Here is a 16,040-nt window from a genome sequence, read left to right as displayed (position 1 = left end):
TTTGAACCCAAATCTTAATGCTTGACTTTTGATTTTTTAAGCTTTTTAATAAAACTTTTTGTGTTTCTATCTGTTAGTTTTTTGCGCGAGCAGGCTAATAGGTATACTTTTGCAAAAATTTTAACCCAAATGTTAACCCTAAAATTAATTCTTGTTGCAGCCGCAATTCTTGGAATAGCTTTGTTGGGGATGGCTGTTAGAATAATTTTTCATAAGAGCCATAAGTTTCCGGAAACATCGGCTGGACATAATAAGGAATTGCGAAAGCGTGGTGTTACATGTCCTCGGCACGAGGAAATTAAGTGCTGGGGGAAAAACGGCAAAAATACCGATTGCGCAACCTGTTACGAGCATGCCCGCGAAGTTGTAAACTAAAACTTAACATTATGGCATTGCTTAAACTTATTGGCGTAGTTGCATTCCTTTTAGGAATTGTTATTATTGGGTTATCGCTTAAAACAATTATCAAGCGACGTAAACCCGGGTGCAACGATTCCGATATTGGTTATACCTGTGGCTGTGGCTGTGGTGCAAATTGCAGCACTAACGCTGCAAGTAAGGGGATTTAATTAAGGTATAATTCTCTTTTTCATACCTTCGTTCATCCAAACAAGGTAATTTCCAAGCGAATCGGAGTAAACAAGGTAAGCGTCAATATTGTTGCTGTTGACAACAAAGTTTTTGCTCCATTCAACACCTTTAACCATGAATGCGGTTGCCAGAGCATCGGCCTTGGTAGCACTGGGTGCAACTACAGTTGCACTCAACAAGCTGTTCAGCTCAGGAAATCCAGTTTTGGGATTGATAGTGTGCGCATACTTTTGTCCGTTTACCTCGATAAATTTTCGGTAATTACCTGAGGTTGCTAACCCATAGCCATTGCTAATTGATATTTTTGCTTGAATGTTCTCGCCTGGTAGAGCAGATTCTACAGGCTTATCGATACCAACAACCCAATCGGTTCCCTTCGAATTCTTACCGCGAGCAGTAATTTCGCCACCCACTTCAACAAGATAATGCTTAATACCATTACTCTCCAAATACTTACCAATTACATCAACCGTATAGCCCTGTGCTATGGCATTTACATCAATCTGAATTCTGCTATCATCCTTTTTAAGGGTATTACCGTCAAGGTGTATTTTGTTCATCCCAATTAAAGGGAGTAACTGTTTTACTTTAGCCGAGTCAATACCTTGTGTTTTATCCTTGCCAAAGCCTATGGCTCTAACAACTGGGCCTACTGTAATGTCAAAAGCCCTATCGGTTTGGTAGTAAATTTCAAAAGAGCTTACTATTACTTCCTTTAGCAAATCGTCAATACTATCGGAAATATTACTGTTCAGTTGGCTAATTATGGAACTGTCGTTGTAAATGGACATTGAATGGTCAATTCTTCCAAGTATGGAATCTATTTGAACTGAAAGATCACGGCTAAGGGAGTCGTAATAGGTTATACTGTAGGTAGTCCCTTGGGTAAAGCCTTCAATTTTTATGTATTCTTTTTTGGGTGAGCAACTTACTAAAATAAGCACTTCCAGTGTAAATAATGTTAGATATCGCATAGTTCATTTTTTTTACAAATGTAGCCCTAAAGCCTAAACTCCTGAACAATCTTTTGGATACTTTTTTTGTAAATTGCCAAAAATTTGCGCTATGTTGAATTTGTTAGGCGATCAGGCATACCTTAACTCTTACCAGCTGGATATTTACGATACTTCGTTCGACAAGCTGATGCAGAAACGCATTTACAAGGTTTTACTTATCTGCAGCAGTTACGATGCATTTCTTCTTGAAGAGGACGGAAGGATAGATGAACAAATCTTTAATGAATATGTTTCGTTAAATCTTCGATATCCACCAGTTTTCCTTCAAGCCCATAGTGCCCGTGAGGTCCTACGAATACTCCAGGAAGAGCATATCGATTTAATCATTTCCATGCTTAACGTGGGCGAGATGGATACCTTTAAATTGGCAAAAATGCTGAAGCATCGTTATCCATCTATCCCTATTGTTATCCTTACCCCCTTCTCACGCGAAGTATCATTGCGCTTACAGAACGAGGATTTAAGTGCTATCGACTATGTTTTTTGCTGGCTCGGCAATGCCGATCTTCTTTTGGCTATCATTAAGCTTATTGAGGATAAGATGAATGCCGAGCACGACATTCTTGAAATTGGCGTTCAGACTATTATTTTGGTGGAAGATTCGGTAAGGTATTACTCCTCGTTTTTGCCAAACCTTTACAAGATAATCTTTAGGCAAGCCCGCATGTTTATGACCGAAGCGTTAAATGAGCACCATAGAATGCTTCGTATGCGCGGACGACCCAAAATTCTACTGGCTACAACCTACGATGAGGCCATAGAGCTCTATAGTAAGTATAAGAATAACGTGCTTGGCGTTATTTCCGATATAAGCTATAAGGTAAACAATAAACGCGACCATGTGGCAAAGGCTGGACTACAGCTATGCAGACACATTAAAGCCGATGATCCAAACATTCCGTTCCTCCTTCAGTCGTCCGAGCTTTCAAATAAAATATATGCCGATGAGCTTTGTGTGGGTTTTTTACACAAGTATTCCAAAACTTTTAGCCTTGAGCTGCGCGATTTCATTGTAAACAATTTTGGATTTGGCGATTTTGTTTTTCGTGACCCCGATACCCTTGCCGAAATTGCCCGCGCATCGGACTTGCGCCAGCTGCAACAACTAATTCTCACCATTCCCGATCGCTCATTGGTTTACCATTCCAGCAGGAACGACATCTCCAAATGGCTCAATGCCAGGGCTATATTTTCAATTGCGCAGCTCTTTAAGCCCATGCGGCTTAAGGATTTTAAAAGCATAGATGATGCCCGAAACTTTATTTACTATGCCATCTCGGCTTATAGGTTAAGTAAGGGGCGTAGCATTATTGCAAAGTTCGATAGGGAAACTTTTGATGACTATAAGTTCTTTTCCCGTATTGGCGATGGATCAATAGGGGGTAAAGCGCGTGGATTAGCTTTTGTAAACCAGGTAATCAGGAAATATAATCTTTTCAATAAGTTTGAAAACACTATTATTACCATTCCAAGAACCGTTGTGCTTAGCACTGATATTTTTGACGAGTTCATGGAGTCTAATAACCTTTACTCAATTGCTTTGCAAGATTTAGATGATGAGGTCATCCTTGATGCCTTCTTGAAAGCTAAGCTACCCGAGCGTATAAAAATCGACCTTCGGAAAGTCATCTCAGTATTTCAAAGACCTCTTGCGGTTCGTTCCTCAAGCAAACTTGAGGATTCCCACTATCAGCCGTTTGCTGGTATCTACTCAACCTATATGGTTCCCCATTCCGATAACCCCGATCAAATGCTCCAAAACTTAGCTAAAGCAGTTAAGGCTGTGTATGCATCGGTATTCTATAAGGCCAGCAAGGCGTATATGAATGCCACCCAAAACGTGATTGACGAGGAAAAGATGGGGGTTATAATTCAGGAAATCTGTGGAAACCAGTATGGTAACATGTATTTGCCGACCCTTTCCGGGGTAGCTCGCAGTATCAACTTTTACCCCATTGGTTCCGAAAAAACTGAGGATGGTGTTGTTAGCATAGGTTTTGGGCTTGGCAAGCTTATTGTTGATGGTGGGGTAGCGCTTAGGTTTTCTCCTAAATATCCTAAAAAGATACTGCAGCTTTCATCGGTTGAAATGGCGCTCCGCCAAACCCAGAAGAACTTCTACGCCCTTAATGTTGATCCCAACAGCTTTGAACCTAAGGTTGACGATAGCTCAAATTTGCTAAATCTTGATATACGAGAAGCCTCTTCTATACCCGATTTCCGCTTAATAACATCTACCTACGATATGCATTCAGGAGTACTACGCGATGGGTATTACGATGAGGGTTTGAAGCTGGTAACTTTTGCTCCAATCCTAAAACACGATACCTTCCCACTGGCCAAGATTTTATCGGAACTCCTCGAGATAGGCGAGCGTGAAATGAATAATCATATCGAGATTGAGTTTGCAGCAAATTTAAACCCACCAAGTGGAATGCCTAATCTTTTTAATTTTCTTCAAATTCGGCCCATAGTTGATAGCGACCAGACTGAACTGGTAGAATGGAATGAAATTGATATAAAAAAGGCAATCCTTTACTCTAAATCGGCATTGGGACATGGAAAAGTAAAGGACATTCATGATTTTGTTTACATTAAACCGGAAAGTTTTAATCCGGCCATGACCAAGGAAATTGCTCATGAGCTCGATGAGCTCAACAAAAGGTTTACCGAATTGAAAAGGAACTACGTTCTGGTAGGCCCAGGCCGCTGGGGTAGTAGCGATCCATGGTTGGGTGTACCCATCAAATGGTCACAGATTTCACAGGCGCGTGTTATTGTTGAGGCCGGTCTTGAGAACTTCAGGGTTGATCCTAGCCAGGGTACCCATTTCTTTCAAAACCTTACCTCGTTCAGAGTAGCATACCTTACCGTAAACCCTTACTTACATGATGGTACCTACGACATTCAGTTCCTCAACTCTATTCCTGCATGGTTTGAAACAAAATATATAAGATGCATAAGGTTTGAACAACCGCTTGTAATACAGGTTGATGCTAAAACAAACCAAGGTGTTATATTAAAACCTGAAAACGGTTGATTGGTTTTAATTTTTAAGTAATACGCCAAAAAAATGTTTAATATCATATTTTTTCATGGTTTTTTTCTTTTGAAATGTCATTTTAATAAATCAATTTTGAAAAACTTTTTAAGGGGATAATTCCTCGCAATAAGAAAACCGAGTTTAACAACTAAAAACAGTTAGCGCAATGAATGTAAATAAATTAATGGCTGAGCTTGAAGCTAAGCACCCGGGTGAGGTGGAATACTTACAAGCAGTTCGTGAAGTTCTTGAGTCAATTGAAGAGGTTTACAACCAGAATCCTCAATTTGAATCGGCAAAGATTATTGAGCGTATGGTTGAGCCCGATCGTATTTTCACCTTTAAGGTGCCCTGGATGGACGATGAGGGTAATATTCACGTTAACTTGGGTTACCGTGTTCAGTTCAACAATGCCATTGGACCTTACAAAGGTGGCCTTCGTTTCCACCCAAGCGTAAACCTTTCAATCCTTAAGTTCTTAGGTTTTGAGCAAATTTTCAAGAACGCCCTTACAACCCTTCCTATGGGTGGTGCTAAGGGTGGTAGCGATTTCAACCCTAAGGGCCGTAGCGATGCTGAAGTTATGCGCTTCTGCCAGTCGTTCATGCTTGAGCTTTGGAAGCATATTGGTCCTGAAACCGACGTTCCTGCTGGTGATATAGGTGTTGGTGGCCGTGAAATTGGCTACTTGTATGGAATGTATAAGAAACTTGCCAGTGAGAACACAGGTGTACTAACCGGAAAAGGTTTAAACTGGGGTGGTTCACTTATCCGTCCTGAAGCTACCGGTTTTGGGGCTACCTACTTTGCTCAGGAAATGCTTGCTACCAAAGGCATGTCGTTTGCAGGCAAACGTGTTGCAATTTCTGGTTTTGGTAACGTTGCTTGGGGTGCTGCTCTAAAGGTTACCGAGCTTGGTGGTAAGGTGGTTACCATTTCGGGTCCCGATGGTTATATCCTTGACGAAGCTGGCATTAGCGGCGAAAAGATTGATTACCTACTAGAGCTTCGCGCTTCGAACCAGGATATCGTTGAGCCTTACGCTAAGAAGTTCCCTGGCTCTAAGTTCTTTGCCGGTAAACGTCCTTGGGAAGTAAAGGTTGATGTTGCTATGCCTTGCGCTACCCAGAACGAACTTGGCAAAGCCGATGCTGAAGCCCTGGTAAAGAACGGCGTAGTTTGCGTTGCTGAAGGCGCTAACATGCCTTGTACTCCTGAAGCCATTGAGGTATTCCAGCACAACAAGATTCTCTTTGCCCCTGGTAAAGCTGTAAACGCTGGTGGTGTTGCTACTTCAGGTCTTGAAATGACTCAGAATAGCATGAAACTCAACTGGCCACGCGAAGAGGTTGATGCTCGTCTACACCAAATTATGAAGAGTATCCATGAAGCTTGCGTTAAACATGGTACTGAAAAAGACGGTTATGTTAACTACGTTAAGGGCGCTAACATTGCCGGTTTCTTAAAAGTTGCCAACGCAATGCTTGACCAAGGTTTGATCTAAACAAAACCAAATATTTTGTTAACTTTAAGGGCTCAGCAATGAGCCCTTAATTTTTTAAATAAAATGGTATGAGCACTACATCAACAATTATCTATAAGGGTGACTTACGAACCGAGGCAACGCATACACGTTCAGGGGTGACCATTACAACTGATGCTCCAGTGGACAATCAGGGTAAGGGCGAATGTTTTTCACCAACCGATCTGCTTGCCACCTCATTGGGTTGCTGCATGGTAACAATTATGGGGATTGCAGCACAAACCCATGGATTTAATATAGATGGTACAAAAATAGATGTGCAAAAGGTAATGGGAACAAACCCGCGAAGGGTTGTTGAGGTAATAGTTGACCTTTACTTTCCGCACAACAACTATACTGCTAAAGAACGGAAACTACTTGAGGCATCAGCAAAGGAGTGTCCCGTAGCGCAGAGCCTCCATCCCAATTTAAAGCAAACAGTCCGATTCCATTTCCCTGAATAAAAAACGCCCGTTAGGGCGTTTTCTTCTTTTATAGACTTTGTTTGCTTTCTGCGGCAATATCCTTGTTTACTTTCTTAATTAAACCCTGAAGCACGTTGCCTGGACCTAACTCAACAAATTCAGTGGCACCGTCGGCAATCATGTTTTGAACGGTTTGTGTCCATCTAACAGGTGTGGTTAGTTGGGCTACAAGGTTTTTCTTTATCTCCTCAGGACTGGAGGTGGGTTTGGCAGTTACATTCTGGTAAATGGGACAAACAGGTTTGTTAAATGGAGTAGCATTGATGGCTGCTTCGAGTTCCTGGCGTGCAGGCTCCATGAGTGGCGAATGGAATGCGCCGCTAACGGCTAGCTTAAGCGCCCTTTTGGCACCAGCTTCTTTTAACCTCTCACAAGCAATATCGATACCCTTAACTGAGCCCGAAATAACGAGTTGACCAGGACAGTTATAGTTGGCAGCAACAACAATTTCGTCAACAGAGGCGCAAATTTCTTCCACCTTTGAATCATCAAGCCCTAGCACAGCGGCCATGGTTGAGGGTTGAAGTTCGCAGGCTTTTTGCATGGCCATTGCGCGTGCCGATACTAGCCTTAAACCATCCTCAAAACTCAAAGCGCCTGCTGCTACTAACGCTGAGAATTCTCCCAATGAGTGACCTGCCACCATTTCGGGTTTGAAATCGTTCCCCAAAACCTTTGCAAGTATAACAGAGTGCAGGAATATAGCAGGTTGGGTAACTTTGGTTTGCTTTAAATCCTCATCGGTTCCAGCAAACATTAAATCGGTAATTCTAAATCCTAGAATTTCATTTGCTTTTTCAAAAAGTTCCTTGGCTACGGGTGAACTGTCGTACAAATCTTTACCCATACCAACAAACTGGGCGCCTTGACCCGGGAAAACATAAGCTTTCATAGTTAAAGGTTATAGTTAATTAAAGGCAAATGTAAAGCATTTTTTTATTTCTGTGACCGTGAAACCTGAAATTGTAATGGTTCATTGACCTTAGGTGATGCTTACCTAAATCCTAAAGATCAATTACCATTTCGCCTATGGGAAGGTCTTGTAAAACAACTTTTTTATCGAGCAGCAAAACTTTACCATCTGGATAAATATCAAATGCTGCGTTGTATAGTGAGCGATCGGCAGTAATATTACAGTATATCGTGAACTGGTTGTTTGATAGGGTTACCACTGGGGCTTGAATTTGATGGCTTATTACCTCGAAAAGTTCTAATTCAGGAAATTCAATGAAATCAAGATCGTTAACAGTTTCTACTATTTTTTGATACTGGTAAGGAAAAAGGTAGGTTGAGTAGTAAAGTTTAAGGTACTCGAGCACATTCTTAATGTTAAGGTTTAGCCTTTCATTCATTAGTAATGAGTTCCATTGTCCTAAGCCGGTTAATGGGTAAACCTGAACTCCATTATCAACCACTATTAGTTTTGATGCTGGAATACAATCATAATCGGTTATGGAAAGCAGCCTGGAGTTTGGGAAGAATGTTTGCTCAATTGGTTCAATAGAACAATTCTTATTAAAGGTTATGTATTTGCCTAGCAGGGCATTCACATTGCGTACTATGCGGGAATATAATTCCTTATCAATTTTTGAAATGTCCATACTTCTAATTTACCACTTGCAAGATATTGGTAAATACGATTTAAGTCAAGAGTCTTGGAAAAAATATTTGTTAACAGTTTGATGGTAACTTTTTTTACACTAACCTTGTATGAAAATTAACCCCTAAAACCATGAAAAAATTATTAGTTATTCTAACAATTTTAGCAGCAAGCTGTTATACTGCCAATGCTCAGCTATTTAAAGTATTTGGCCATGATGTTGGGTTTATCTACGTTGGCCCAAAGGTGGGTATGAACTTTTCAAAATTTAGCCAATGGTCATATACCGGCTATGAAGTGAAAAACAGAATTGGATATCAGCTAGGTGTCGTTGGTGATTTTGGGTTTACGAATAGGTTTTCCTTTCAAACAGAATTGAACCTTATTTCCAAAGGTACAAAAGGAATCTATGGTACAGTTGAGGAAACAAAGCGTATGCCTGCAATTCAAATTCCACTACTTGCAAAGTACACTTTTAGCTTGCTGGGGTTAAAGAGAGTATACGCAAACGGCGGTGTTTACTCCACTACAAGAATTGGTAGCGGTAAAGTTATTTACGAGGATGGCTCAGTTTACGACGATTATCATTGGACCCGTTTCGACTGGGGATTTTCAGTGGGTTGCGGAGCCGAATATCCAACCAAGGATGGCATTTGGGGGTTAGATTTACGTTACGACTTGGGTATGGTTGATATTTACCGACAAATGGATGAGAATACTAAATCGCGCTTTCGTTCATTTCAGTTTGCTCTAACCTATAAATTTGATATGGTTGACCTATACTTCAAGTTGCGTAAAAAGAATAACGATGAGGGTGGTGATAGAGAAACCGGCAACAAGGGTCCTAAAGGACTTAAGGTTGAGCAACGCAACTAGTCATTAACCATTTACATAAAGTAAAGGGTGCTTCAAATTTTGATGCACCCTTTTGTTTTATTCTGTTTCATCACGCTAATGGAGCTTAACACCAATAAGATGAATGAACTCCTCGCGTGTTTCATTGTGGGTAAGGAAGGCACCCGTAAATGCTGATGTTGTGGTAACAGAGTTTTGCTTTTGAATTCCACGCATCTGCATACACATATGGGCTGCTTCTATTACTACGGCAACACCAAGTGGATTGAGGGTTTCCTGCAAGCAATCGCGTATTTGAACAGTTAACCTTTCCTGTACCTGTAACCTTCGCGCGTATGCATCAACAACCCTGGCTACCTTGCTAAGACCTGTAATGTAACCATTTGGAATGTAGGCCACGTGAGCTTTCCCGTAGAATGGTATCATGTGGTGTTCGCACATAGAGTATAGCTCAATATCCTTAACCAGCACCATCTGTTTATACTCCTCGTGGAACTTTGCACTTCTTACAAGCACATGGGGGTCAATATTATAGCCATGGGTTAGGAACTGAATGGCTTTTGCTACTCTTACAGGAGTTTGCAACAATCCCTCACGACCAACATCCTCCCCAATTAACTTAAGTATTTCCTTGTAGTGGTAGGCTAGCTTTTCGGTTGTCTCAGGGTTCCACCTCTCAATCTTTGAGTAGCCTTCATCTTCGTTGAACGATGCGTTGTGATTTACTATCTCCATAAATTTAATCTCCGTAATATTCTACAAAATTATTCTCGGTTTCTTTTATTTTTATGCAGTGAAGTTGTGCTCCTACATCACTCAATGGTTTTTCAAGTTCTTTCCATATTGCTATGGCTAGGTTTTCGGTAGTGGCAAGCACTCCTTGCATAAAGTCTACATCAATGTTTACATTTTTGTGATCCAGCTTGCTAATTATCCGCTCTTTTATGATTTGACTTACCACTTTGAGGTTTACCACATAACCCAGCTCATGGTTCACTTCACCTTTAATCGTAACAAAAAGCTCATAGTTATGTCCGTGCCAGTTGGGGTGTGAGCACTGCCCAAATAGCCTAAAATTTTCTTCATCGGTCAATTCTTGCTTGTATAACCTGTGAGCAGCGCTAAATCGTTCTCTTCGTGTCAGGTACGCAATGGGCATTTTCTTTTAAAGTTACAAACTATTTTGTTTTTTGTTAAAATACCTATCATTATTTATTTTTAACCATTATTTTTTAACAACACTTTTACTTTATTGTTTAACTATTTACTTTAAAAAATAATCATTATTTGAAAAAAATTTTGATAGTTGTTGCCAGCCAAGTAGAAATTTTGCCCCAGTACAGGCAACCGGGTAATGATTTTTACTCGCTTCAACAGTATGGTATTCATGCCGATATTCTGATTAGCGGACCAGGAGCAGTTCCAACAGTATTTGCCCTTTCCAGAGCAGCCGATGCTTATGATATCATTATTAACGGGGGAATTGCTGGAAGTTTTACTGAGCAATTACCATTAGGCAATGTAGTTCTTATTGATTCCGATTCTTTTGCCGATTATGGTGTAGATGATAATGGCACTTTTCGGCATATCGATAATATTTTACCCCCGTTGCAAAAGGCTTTACCCTTAAGAGAGTTGGTTAACCCATACACTATTAAGCCAAACACAAAGTTACTTGGGGTTAGGGGAATAACTGTTTCAACCGTTTCGGGTTCTAATGAGCGAATCGCTATGATTAAACGTTCATGGGATGCTCAGGTTGAAACCATGGAGTCGGCTGCGGTTTTCTATGTTTGCTTAAAACTTGGTAAACCATTTTTTTGCCTAAGGGCTGTATCCAACTATGTTGAACCCCGGAATCGCAAAAACTGGAAAATCGACCTTGCTGTTCAAAACCTTTGGAATGAGCTAGATTTACTTGTGAGTTACTTAAATACACTGTAGAATGAACCTATCGCTGAACTTTTCAACTTGCCCAAACGACACTTTTATGTTTTATGCCCTGGTGCATGGGTTGCTTACTGACAAATACACCTTTGACGTTCACATGGCCGACATTGAGGATTTGAACCTTTTAGCCCTTGAGGCTAAACCCGATATTACTAAGGTTAGCTATGGTGCATACCCTTTAATTGCTGAGCATTACCAACTACTCGATTCGGGAAGCGCGCTGGGCAAAGGGGTTGGGCCATTGCTTATAAGCACGGAATCCATACCATTTGAACAGGTTAAGCACAAACGTATTGCCCTGCCCGGTGAACATACCACTGCTCATCTTTTGTTTAACTTAGTATTCCCTGATGTGCACGATAAGAGGTTTTACCTATTCTCAGAGATTGAGGATGCAATTCTGAATAACGAGGTTGATGCAGGTGTCATAATTCATGAATCACGATTTACCTATCAATTTAAGGGATTAACCAAGCTAATGGATTTAGGCGATGAGTGGGAGAAAATGTCTGGATTACCTACGCCTCTTGGGGGTATTGCAATTCGTCGGTCTTTGCCTGATAATATAAAACACGATATTAACCGGTTGTTAAAGGAAAGTGTTGAATATGCATTTCAGTATCCGGAAAATACTATGGGATTTGTTTCACAGTTTGCCCAGGAGCTAAGCACTGAGGTAATGCGCAACCATATCAGTTTATATGTTAATGACTTCTCCATAACCCTCGGCCAAGTAGGACGTAAGGCTATAATACAGCTCATAAGTAGCAGCAAGCCCGCATATAATTTTGACGAAAGGAGCGTTTTTGTTTACGAATAACATAAACCCTTGTAAACAAAACAGATAATCGATTGTTTTTACTGTTAGAAACCAACTGCTGTTTGGAGATTAACTTAAAAGATGTTAATTTTAAATTAAATTTATTGTGGGTACTTACATACGACAAGCTGAAACATTAGATTTAATGAAACGACCCTTTATTGGAAAATCAAAACACCTCCAAGATACAATACTTTCACTCGATCATAAGTGGTATGTTGAATTTTGGGTAATTCGCTACTACTTTTTAGGAATTGAGGTTTACAGAACCAAAAAGGAAAAGGTAAGGTATGTTAATGGGAAAAATGGAAATTCTGTCAACCCTCAGTAATCATTTCTTAATAATCCTTTGAACAAAATTTATCAAGCCGCGTTTTACTATTTAGAAACAATTTAAATAGTAGACTTATGGCTTTTCAGTTACCTAAATTGAAATACGATTACAAGGCGCTTGAGCCTTATATCGACGAAATGACCATGGATATTCATTACAATAAACACCATGGTGCATACACTAATAATTTGAACAATGCCATTGCTGGCACATCAATTGAAGCGCTTCCGATTGAGGAGATACTTCGGGAGGTTTCCAAGCATTCACCAGCAATCCGAAACAACGGAGGGGGTTTCTTCAATCATAATCTTTTTTGGGAGATTATGTCGCCAAATGGAGGTGGAAAACCTAATGGCGAGCTGCTAAAGGGGATTGAAAAGTTCTTTGGCTCTTTTGATGAGTTCAAGGAAAAATTTTCAAACGCTGCAGCTACCCGTTTTGGTTCGGGTTGGGCTTGGCTGGTTTGGACAGGTAAGGATCTTCAGGTCTTTTCATCCCCCAATCAGGACAACCCCTTAATGGATGTTTCTGAGGTAAAAGGCACTCCCATTCTCGGACTCGATGTTTGGGAGCATGCATACTACTTAAAGTATCAAAACCGCCGCCCTGAGTATATACAGAACTTTTGGAATGTCATTGACTGGAAGGCGGTGGAAGAAAAATATCTTGTTGCTACAGGTAAATAGTTTTTTATTGGTTTAAGTTTGGTTTGGTTTATGTTTTGGTTTGGCGGCCGGTTTTACCGGTCGCTTTTTTTTGTATTTTTATTGGGTTAATATTTATGCTATGTTTTTCAACAGAATTCATATTCAAAATCTTATTCTGTCCTGTTTTTTTACGGTTATTTTCCCTGTTTTAGCCCATGGGCAAAAAATAATGGTCGATACAGCTCAGGTTAATTCTCAGCTTACTACTGTAAGGTCGTTAATTGATGTCAGGGAATTCAGCGCTGCAAAAAAAATTGCTCAAAAGGTATTAGTCAATGCAAGCGCTTCAGAATATAATGAGGCGCGTGCTTGGTGTGAGTACTACATGGGAATTATTTACTTTGAAATAACACCAATTGATTCCGCTTTTTACTGGCTAAATAGGGCAAAAGCTGATTTTAGCCTCATCAACAATCAAAAAGCGTTAATAAAAACTTACAATCGCTTAGGAATATTTTATAGAAGAACCGATTTGAACGATAGCTCATTGCATTATTACAATCTTGCACTAAATAAGGCAACGGCTATTGCCGATTCTACCGGTCTGGGTGAAGCTAACTATGGTTTGGGTATGGTTAATGCTCAAGTTGGTAACTATACAAAAGCCCTTGAACATTACTCTAACTCTTTGGCAATACGCGAGAAATTGAACGATAAAGCTGGTATTGCCTCCGTATATAATAGCATGGGAATCCTTTTCTGGGAGCAGGGTGCGTATTCTACTGCCCTCGATTTCTTTTTCAAAGCATTACCCCTAAGGGTTGAAACCAAGGATAGACAGGGCGAAGCATTCCTACTAAACAACATAGGTCTAATATTCCGCGATGTGGCTCAATTTGAAAAGTCTCTTGATTATCTCAGGAAGTCGTGGAAAATAAAAATTGAGATAAACGATAAGCGAGGAATTTCCAATTCATTGATGAATATTGGATCGGTTTACCTGCTTTTAGGGCAAGTTGATAGTGCCTTGCTTTACTTTGAGGATGCTCTTGCGCTTAAGCAGATTCTGCTTGATAGGGGTGGGGTTGCCAATATCAACCGTTTTCTTGGCGAAGCTTACATGAAAATCAAAATGTACGATAGGGCTCAGCTATATCTTACAAAAGCAATTGAAGGATACACTAAACTCGAAGAACCCCGTGGTGTGGTTGAGTCAAAGTACGATTACGCTCTTCTACTTTTCCAAATGGGTAATAGCCCTAAGGCTTTCGCACTAGTCAATGAGGTCCTAGAGCAGGCTAAAAAACACGGGATGATGGATATGGTGGCCCAATCGTATAATGCGCTTTACCAGTTCAACCTAGCCAAAAATAATTGTCAGGGGGCTTTACAGAACTACGAAAAGTACATTGCGGTTAAGGACTCAATTGCAGGCACTGAAAAGATGAAGCAGATTCTCGCAGCTCAGCTCCAGGTTGAGTACGAAAATATTGTTCGTCAGCATTTTGAGAGGTTCAATGAGCAGCTTAGCTTGGTTGATAGCCAAAAGCAGAGTAGAACCCGCCTGTTAATACTGGTTGCCATTGCATTTGTTTTACTCCTCGGGTTGTTCCTGGGACTGCTATATACTATGTATAAACGCAAGCAGGCCTTGGTTGAGGTTGAGAGCCAGCGAATTTCAGTAGATATCAAACAGCGTGAACTTCAGGAACAACGCGATGAACTTGAAAGGCAGAAAAACCTTGTAGTTTACCAACGCGATCGAATCATTAACATACTAACGGATTTGGGAGAATCCATTGAGTATGCCCGCAAAATACAGCAGGCAGTTTTCCCAACCGATGCACTGCTAAGCCAGTACTTTAGGGACTTTTTTGTGCTTTATCTTCCTAAGGAGACCGTTGGTGGCGATTTTTACTGGGTCGGGAACTGCTCCGGTAAAATTGGATTTGCGGTTGCTGACTGTACTGGCCATGGCGTTCCCGGTGGCTTCATGAGTATGCTTGGGATTTCAATGCTCAACGACCTTGTTGCAAACACTCCAACATCATCGCCGGGTTTGCTACTCGGTAAACTCCGCGATAACATAATTTCTGCCTTACGGCAAGGTGGACATGAGGACGATAGCCATGATGGCATGGATATAGCTTTTTGTACTTTCGATAGGAATACCCATACCCTTAACTATTCAGGAGCGAACATGCCAATTATTATCAGCACAAATTCTAACATCCCAAATGATAATCGGATTGTTCAGATAGGCGAAGGGCTTATAGAGTTTCGTCCCGATAGAATGCCCGTTGCATACTATGAACGCATGGAGCGATTCAACGAACTTTCAATAAAGCTAGAGCCTAACGATACGGTTTACCTATTCTCCGACGGATTTACCGATCAGTTTGGTGGTAAACCCAGCAAAAAATTTGGTTACCATTCGTTCCGTAATCTTATTTTAAGCATTAAGCATCTTCCTCTTTTCGAGCAAAAGATGACGCTGTATAAAACACTTGAAAAATGGAAGGGTGAGGAAGAGGCGCAAACCGACGACATACTCATTTTGGCAGTTAAACCAATTTAAAAACTATAGCTATGAAACATGAACTTCCAAAGCTGCAGTACTCACTGAATGCTTTAGCTGAGGTAATATCGGAGAAAACAATGGAGTTCCATTACGGGAAGCACCATCAGGCTTACGTTAACAACCTGAATAACCTGATACCCGGAACAAAGTTCGAAAATGCTAGCCTTGAGCAAATAGTTATGGAGGCTGAGGGTGGTGTGTTTAACAATGGCGCACAGGTTTGGAATCACACGTTCTACTTTGAGGCTTTTAGTCCGGCTCCAAAGCATAAGCCCGAGGGTGATCTACTAAAAGCTATTGAGGCTTCATTTGGTTCATTTGAAGAATTTTTAAGCAAGTTCTCCAATGCCGCTGCCACCCTTTTTGGTTCAGGTTGGGCTTGGCTTGTGGTTGATACCGATGGGAAACTTAACATTACCCAGGAATCAAATGCCGGCAATCCGTTGCGAAAAGGGCTAAAGCCCTTGCTAACCTGCGATGTGTGGGAGCATGCCTATTACCTCGACTACCAGAATCGTCGACCCGACTACATTCAAGCTTTCTGGAAAATTGTTGACTGGAGTGTGGTTGAAAAACGTTTTGAAAAGGTTAGGTAA

Annotated in this window: 17 protein-coding genes; 12 read left to right on the top strand and 5 right to left on the bottom strand. The window is 40.8% G+C overall.

Translation table 11 applies throughout. The features are described from left to right. The first annotated feature begins 129 nt into the window (after positions 1-129). Positions 130-375, top strand: a complete 246-nt coding sequence (locus tag AB6811_RS10050; protein WP_369490328.1) for a hypothetical protein — start codon at positions 130-132, stop codon at positions 373-375. Between the two features lie 11 nt (positions 376-386). After that, the gene (locus AB6811_RS10045; RefSeq protein ID WP_369490327.1) at positions 387-569 is read left to right on the top strand and encodes a hypothetical protein; all 183 of its coding nucleotides are present in this window, start codon (positions 387-389) and stop codon (positions 567-569) included. On the opposite strand, the gene AB6811_RS10040 is transcribed toward AB6811_RS10045, so the two are convergent. Next, a complete protein-coding gene (locus AB6811_RS10040) occupies positions 570-1,565 on the bottom strand; it encodes an FAD:protein FMN transferase (RefSeq protein ID WP_369490326.1) in 996 nt (331 codons plus the stop codon). A 91-nt stretch (positions 1,566-1,656) separates the two neighbouring features. Here AB6811_RS10040 and AB6811_RS10035 point away from each other — a divergent pair, with 91 nt between their 5' ends. The 3 genes from AB6811_RS10035 (at position 1,657) to AB6811_RS10025 (ending at position 6,636) form a co-directional block, all read left to right on the top strand. Next, the gene (locus AB6811_RS10035; protein ID WP_369490325.1) at positions 1,657-4,647 is read left to right on the top strand and encodes a PEP/pyruvate-binding domain-containing protein; all 2,991 of its coding nucleotides are present in this window, start codon (positions 1,657-1,659) and stop codon (positions 4,645-4,647) included. Positions 4,648-4,816: 169 nt separating this feature from the next. Beyond that, positions 4,817-6,154 (top strand): NADP-specific glutamate dehydrogenase, encoded by a 1,338-nt coding sequence (gene gdhA / locus AB6811_RS10030; protein ID WP_369490324.1) that lies wholly within the window; start codon positions 4,817-4,819, stop codon positions 6,152-6,154. Between the two features lie 68 nt (positions 6,155-6,222). Further along, positions 6,223-6,636 (top strand): OsmC family protein, encoded by a 414-nt coding sequence (locus AB6811_RS10025; RefSeq protein ID WP_369490323.1) that lies wholly within the window; start codon positions 6,223-6,225, stop codon positions 6,634-6,636. A 28-nt stretch (positions 6,637-6,664) separates the two neighbouring features. Here AB6811_RS10025 and fabD read toward each other — a convergent pair whose 3' ends face one another. Both fabD and AB6811_RS10015 read right to left on the bottom strand, forming a co-directional pair. Beyond that, on the bottom strand, positions 6,665-7,549 hold the full coding sequence (fabD, locus tag AB6811_RS10020; RefSeq protein ID WP_369490322.1) for an ACP S-malonyltransferase: 885 nt from the start codon (positions 7,547-7,549) through the stop codon (positions 6,665-6,667). A gap of 112 nt (positions 7,550-7,661) precedes the next feature. Then, positions 7,662-8,258 (bottom strand): hypothetical protein, encoded by a 597-nt coding sequence (locus tag AB6811_RS10015; RefSeq protein ID WP_369490321.1) that lies wholly within the window; start codon positions 8,256-8,258, stop codon positions 7,662-7,664. A 131-nt stretch (positions 8,259-8,389) separates the two neighbouring features. Between AB6811_RS10015 and AB6811_RS10010 the strand changes: the two genes are divergently transcribed. Then, a complete protein-coding gene (locus AB6811_RS10010; RefSeq protein ID WP_369490320.1) occupies positions 8,390-9,133 on the top strand; it encodes a porin family protein in 744 nt (247 codons plus the stop codon). A gap of 75 nt (positions 9,134-9,208) precedes the next feature. On the opposite strand, the gene folE is transcribed toward AB6811_RS10010, so the two are convergent. Continuing rightward, positions 9,209-9,847 (bottom strand): GTP cyclohydrolase I FolE, encoded by a 639-nt coding sequence (gene folE / locus AB6811_RS10005; RefSeq protein WP_369490319.1) that lies wholly within the window; start codon positions 9,845-9,847, stop codon positions 9,209-9,211. A gap of 4 nt (positions 9,848-9,851) precedes the next feature. Continuing rightward, positions 9,852-10,271: a 6-carboxytetrahydropterin synthase gene (locus tag AB6811_RS10000; RefSeq protein WP_369490318.1), complete on the bottom strand. Its 420-nt coding sequence runs from the start codon at positions 10,269-10,271 to the stop codon at positions 9,852-9,854. Positions 10,272-10,399: 128 nt separating this feature from the next. On the opposite strand from AB6811_RS10000, the gene AB6811_RS09995 reads away from it, so the two are divergent. The 6 genes from AB6811_RS09995 to AB6811_RS09970 all read left to right on the top strand — a co-directional run bounded on the left by AB6811_RS09995 (position 10,400) and on the right by AB6811_RS09970 (position 16,040). Beyond that, the gene (locus AB6811_RS09995) at positions 10,400-11,056 is read left to right on the top strand and encodes a phosphorylase family protein (protein ID WP_369490317.1); all 657 of its coding nucleotides are present in this window, start codon (positions 10,400-10,402) and stop codon (positions 11,054-11,056) included. 1 nt (position 11,057) lies between these two features. Continuing rightward, a complete protein-coding gene (locus tag AB6811_RS09990; RefSeq protein WP_369490316.1) occupies positions 11,058-11,882 on the top strand; it encodes a 1,4-dihydroxy-6-naphtoate synthase in 825 nt (274 codons plus the stop codon). A gap of 145 nt (positions 11,883-12,027) precedes the next feature. Continuing rightward, positions 12,028-12,213: a hypothetical protein gene (locus AB6811_RS09985; RefSeq protein ID WP_369490315.1), complete on the top strand. Its 186-nt coding sequence runs from the start codon at positions 12,028-12,030 to the stop codon at positions 12,211-12,213. Between the two features lie 77 nt (positions 12,214-12,290). Continuing rightward, positions 12,291-12,902 (top strand): superoxide dismutase, encoded by a 612-nt coding sequence (locus AB6811_RS09980; RefSeq protein WP_369490314.1) that lies wholly within the window; start codon positions 12,291-12,293, stop codon positions 12,900-12,902. Between the two features lie 100 nt (positions 12,903-13,002). Further along, positions 13,003-15,441, top strand: coding sequence for a tetratricopeptide repeat protein (locus AB6811_RS09975; protein WP_369490313.1), 2,439 nt, complete (start codon positions 13,003-13,005; stop codon positions 15,439-15,441). Between the two features lie 11 nt (positions 15,442-15,452). Continuing rightward, positions 15,453-16,040 (top strand): superoxide dismutase, encoded by a 588-nt coding sequence (locus AB6811_RS09970; RefSeq protein WP_369490312.1) that lies wholly within the window; start codon positions 15,453-15,455, stop codon positions 16,038-16,040.

It is taken from the genome of Tenuifilum sp. 4138str (assembly GCF_041102575.1).
Lineage (GTDB): Bacteria > Bacteroidota > Bacteroidia > Bacteroidales > Tenuifilaceae > Tenuifilum > Tenuifilum osseticum.
This window is presented reverse-complemented; position numbering and strand designations above follow the sequence as displayed.

Coding starts and splice junctions, on each gene's coding strand:
- AB6811_RS09985 (WP_369490315.1), top strand. CDS start 12,028: ATGAAACGACCCTTTATTGGAAAATCAAAACACCTCCAAGATACAATA.
- AB6811_RS10035 (WP_369490325.1), top strand. CDS start 1,657: ATGTTGAATTTGTTAGGCGATCAGGCATACCTTAACTCTTACCAGCTG.
- AB6811_RS10045 (WP_369490327.1), top strand. CDS start 387: ATGGCATTGCTTAAACTTATTGGCGTAGTTGCATTCCTTTTAGGAATT.
- AB6811_RS10015 (WP_369490321.1), bottom strand. CDS start 8,258: ATGGACATTTCAAAAATTGATAAGGAATTATATTCCCGCATAGTACGC.
- folE (WP_369490319.1), bottom strand. CDS start 9,847: ATGGAGATAGTAAATCACAACGCATCGTTCAACGAAGATGAAGGCTAC.
- AB6811_RS09990 (WP_369490316.1), top strand. CDS start 11,058: ATGAACCTATCGCTGAACTTTTCAACTTGCCCAAACGACACTTTTATG.
- AB6811_RS10040 (WP_369490326.1), bottom strand. CDS start 1,565: ATGCGATATCTAACATTATTTACACTGGAAGTGCTTATTTTAGTAAGT.
- AB6811_RS09970 (WP_369490312.1), top strand. CDS start 15,453: ATGAAACATGAACTTCCAAAGCTGCAGTACTCACTGAATGCTTTAGCT.
- AB6811_RS10000 (WP_369490318.1), bottom strand. CDS start 10,271: ATGCCCATTGCGTACCTGACACGAAGAGAACGATTTAGCGCTGCTCAC.
- AB6811_RS10010 (WP_369490320.1), top strand. CDS start 8,390: ATGAAAAAATTATTAGTTATTCTAACAATTTTAGCAGCAAGCTGTTAT.
- fabD (WP_369490322.1), bottom strand. CDS start 7,549: ATGAAAGCTTATGTTTTCCCGGGTCAAGGCGCCCAGTTTGTTGGTATG.
- AB6811_RS10025 (WP_369490323.1), top strand. CDS start 6,223: ATGAGCACTACATCAACAATTATCTATAAGGGTGACTTACGAACCGAG.
- AB6811_RS09980 (WP_369490314.1), top strand. CDS start 12,291: ATGGCTTTTCAGTTACCTAAATTGAAATACGATTACAAGGCGCTTGAG.
- AB6811_RS09975 (WP_369490313.1), top strand. CDS start 13,003: ATGTTTTTCAACAGAATTCATATTCAAAATCTTATTCTGTCCTGTTTT.
- AB6811_RS10050 (WP_369490328.1), top strand. CDS start 130: ATGTTAACCCTAAAATTAATTCTTGTTGCAGCCGCAATTCTTGGAATA.
- gdhA (WP_369490324.1), top strand. CDS start 4,817: ATGAATGTAAATAAATTAATGGCTGAGCTTGAAGCTAAGCACCCGGGT.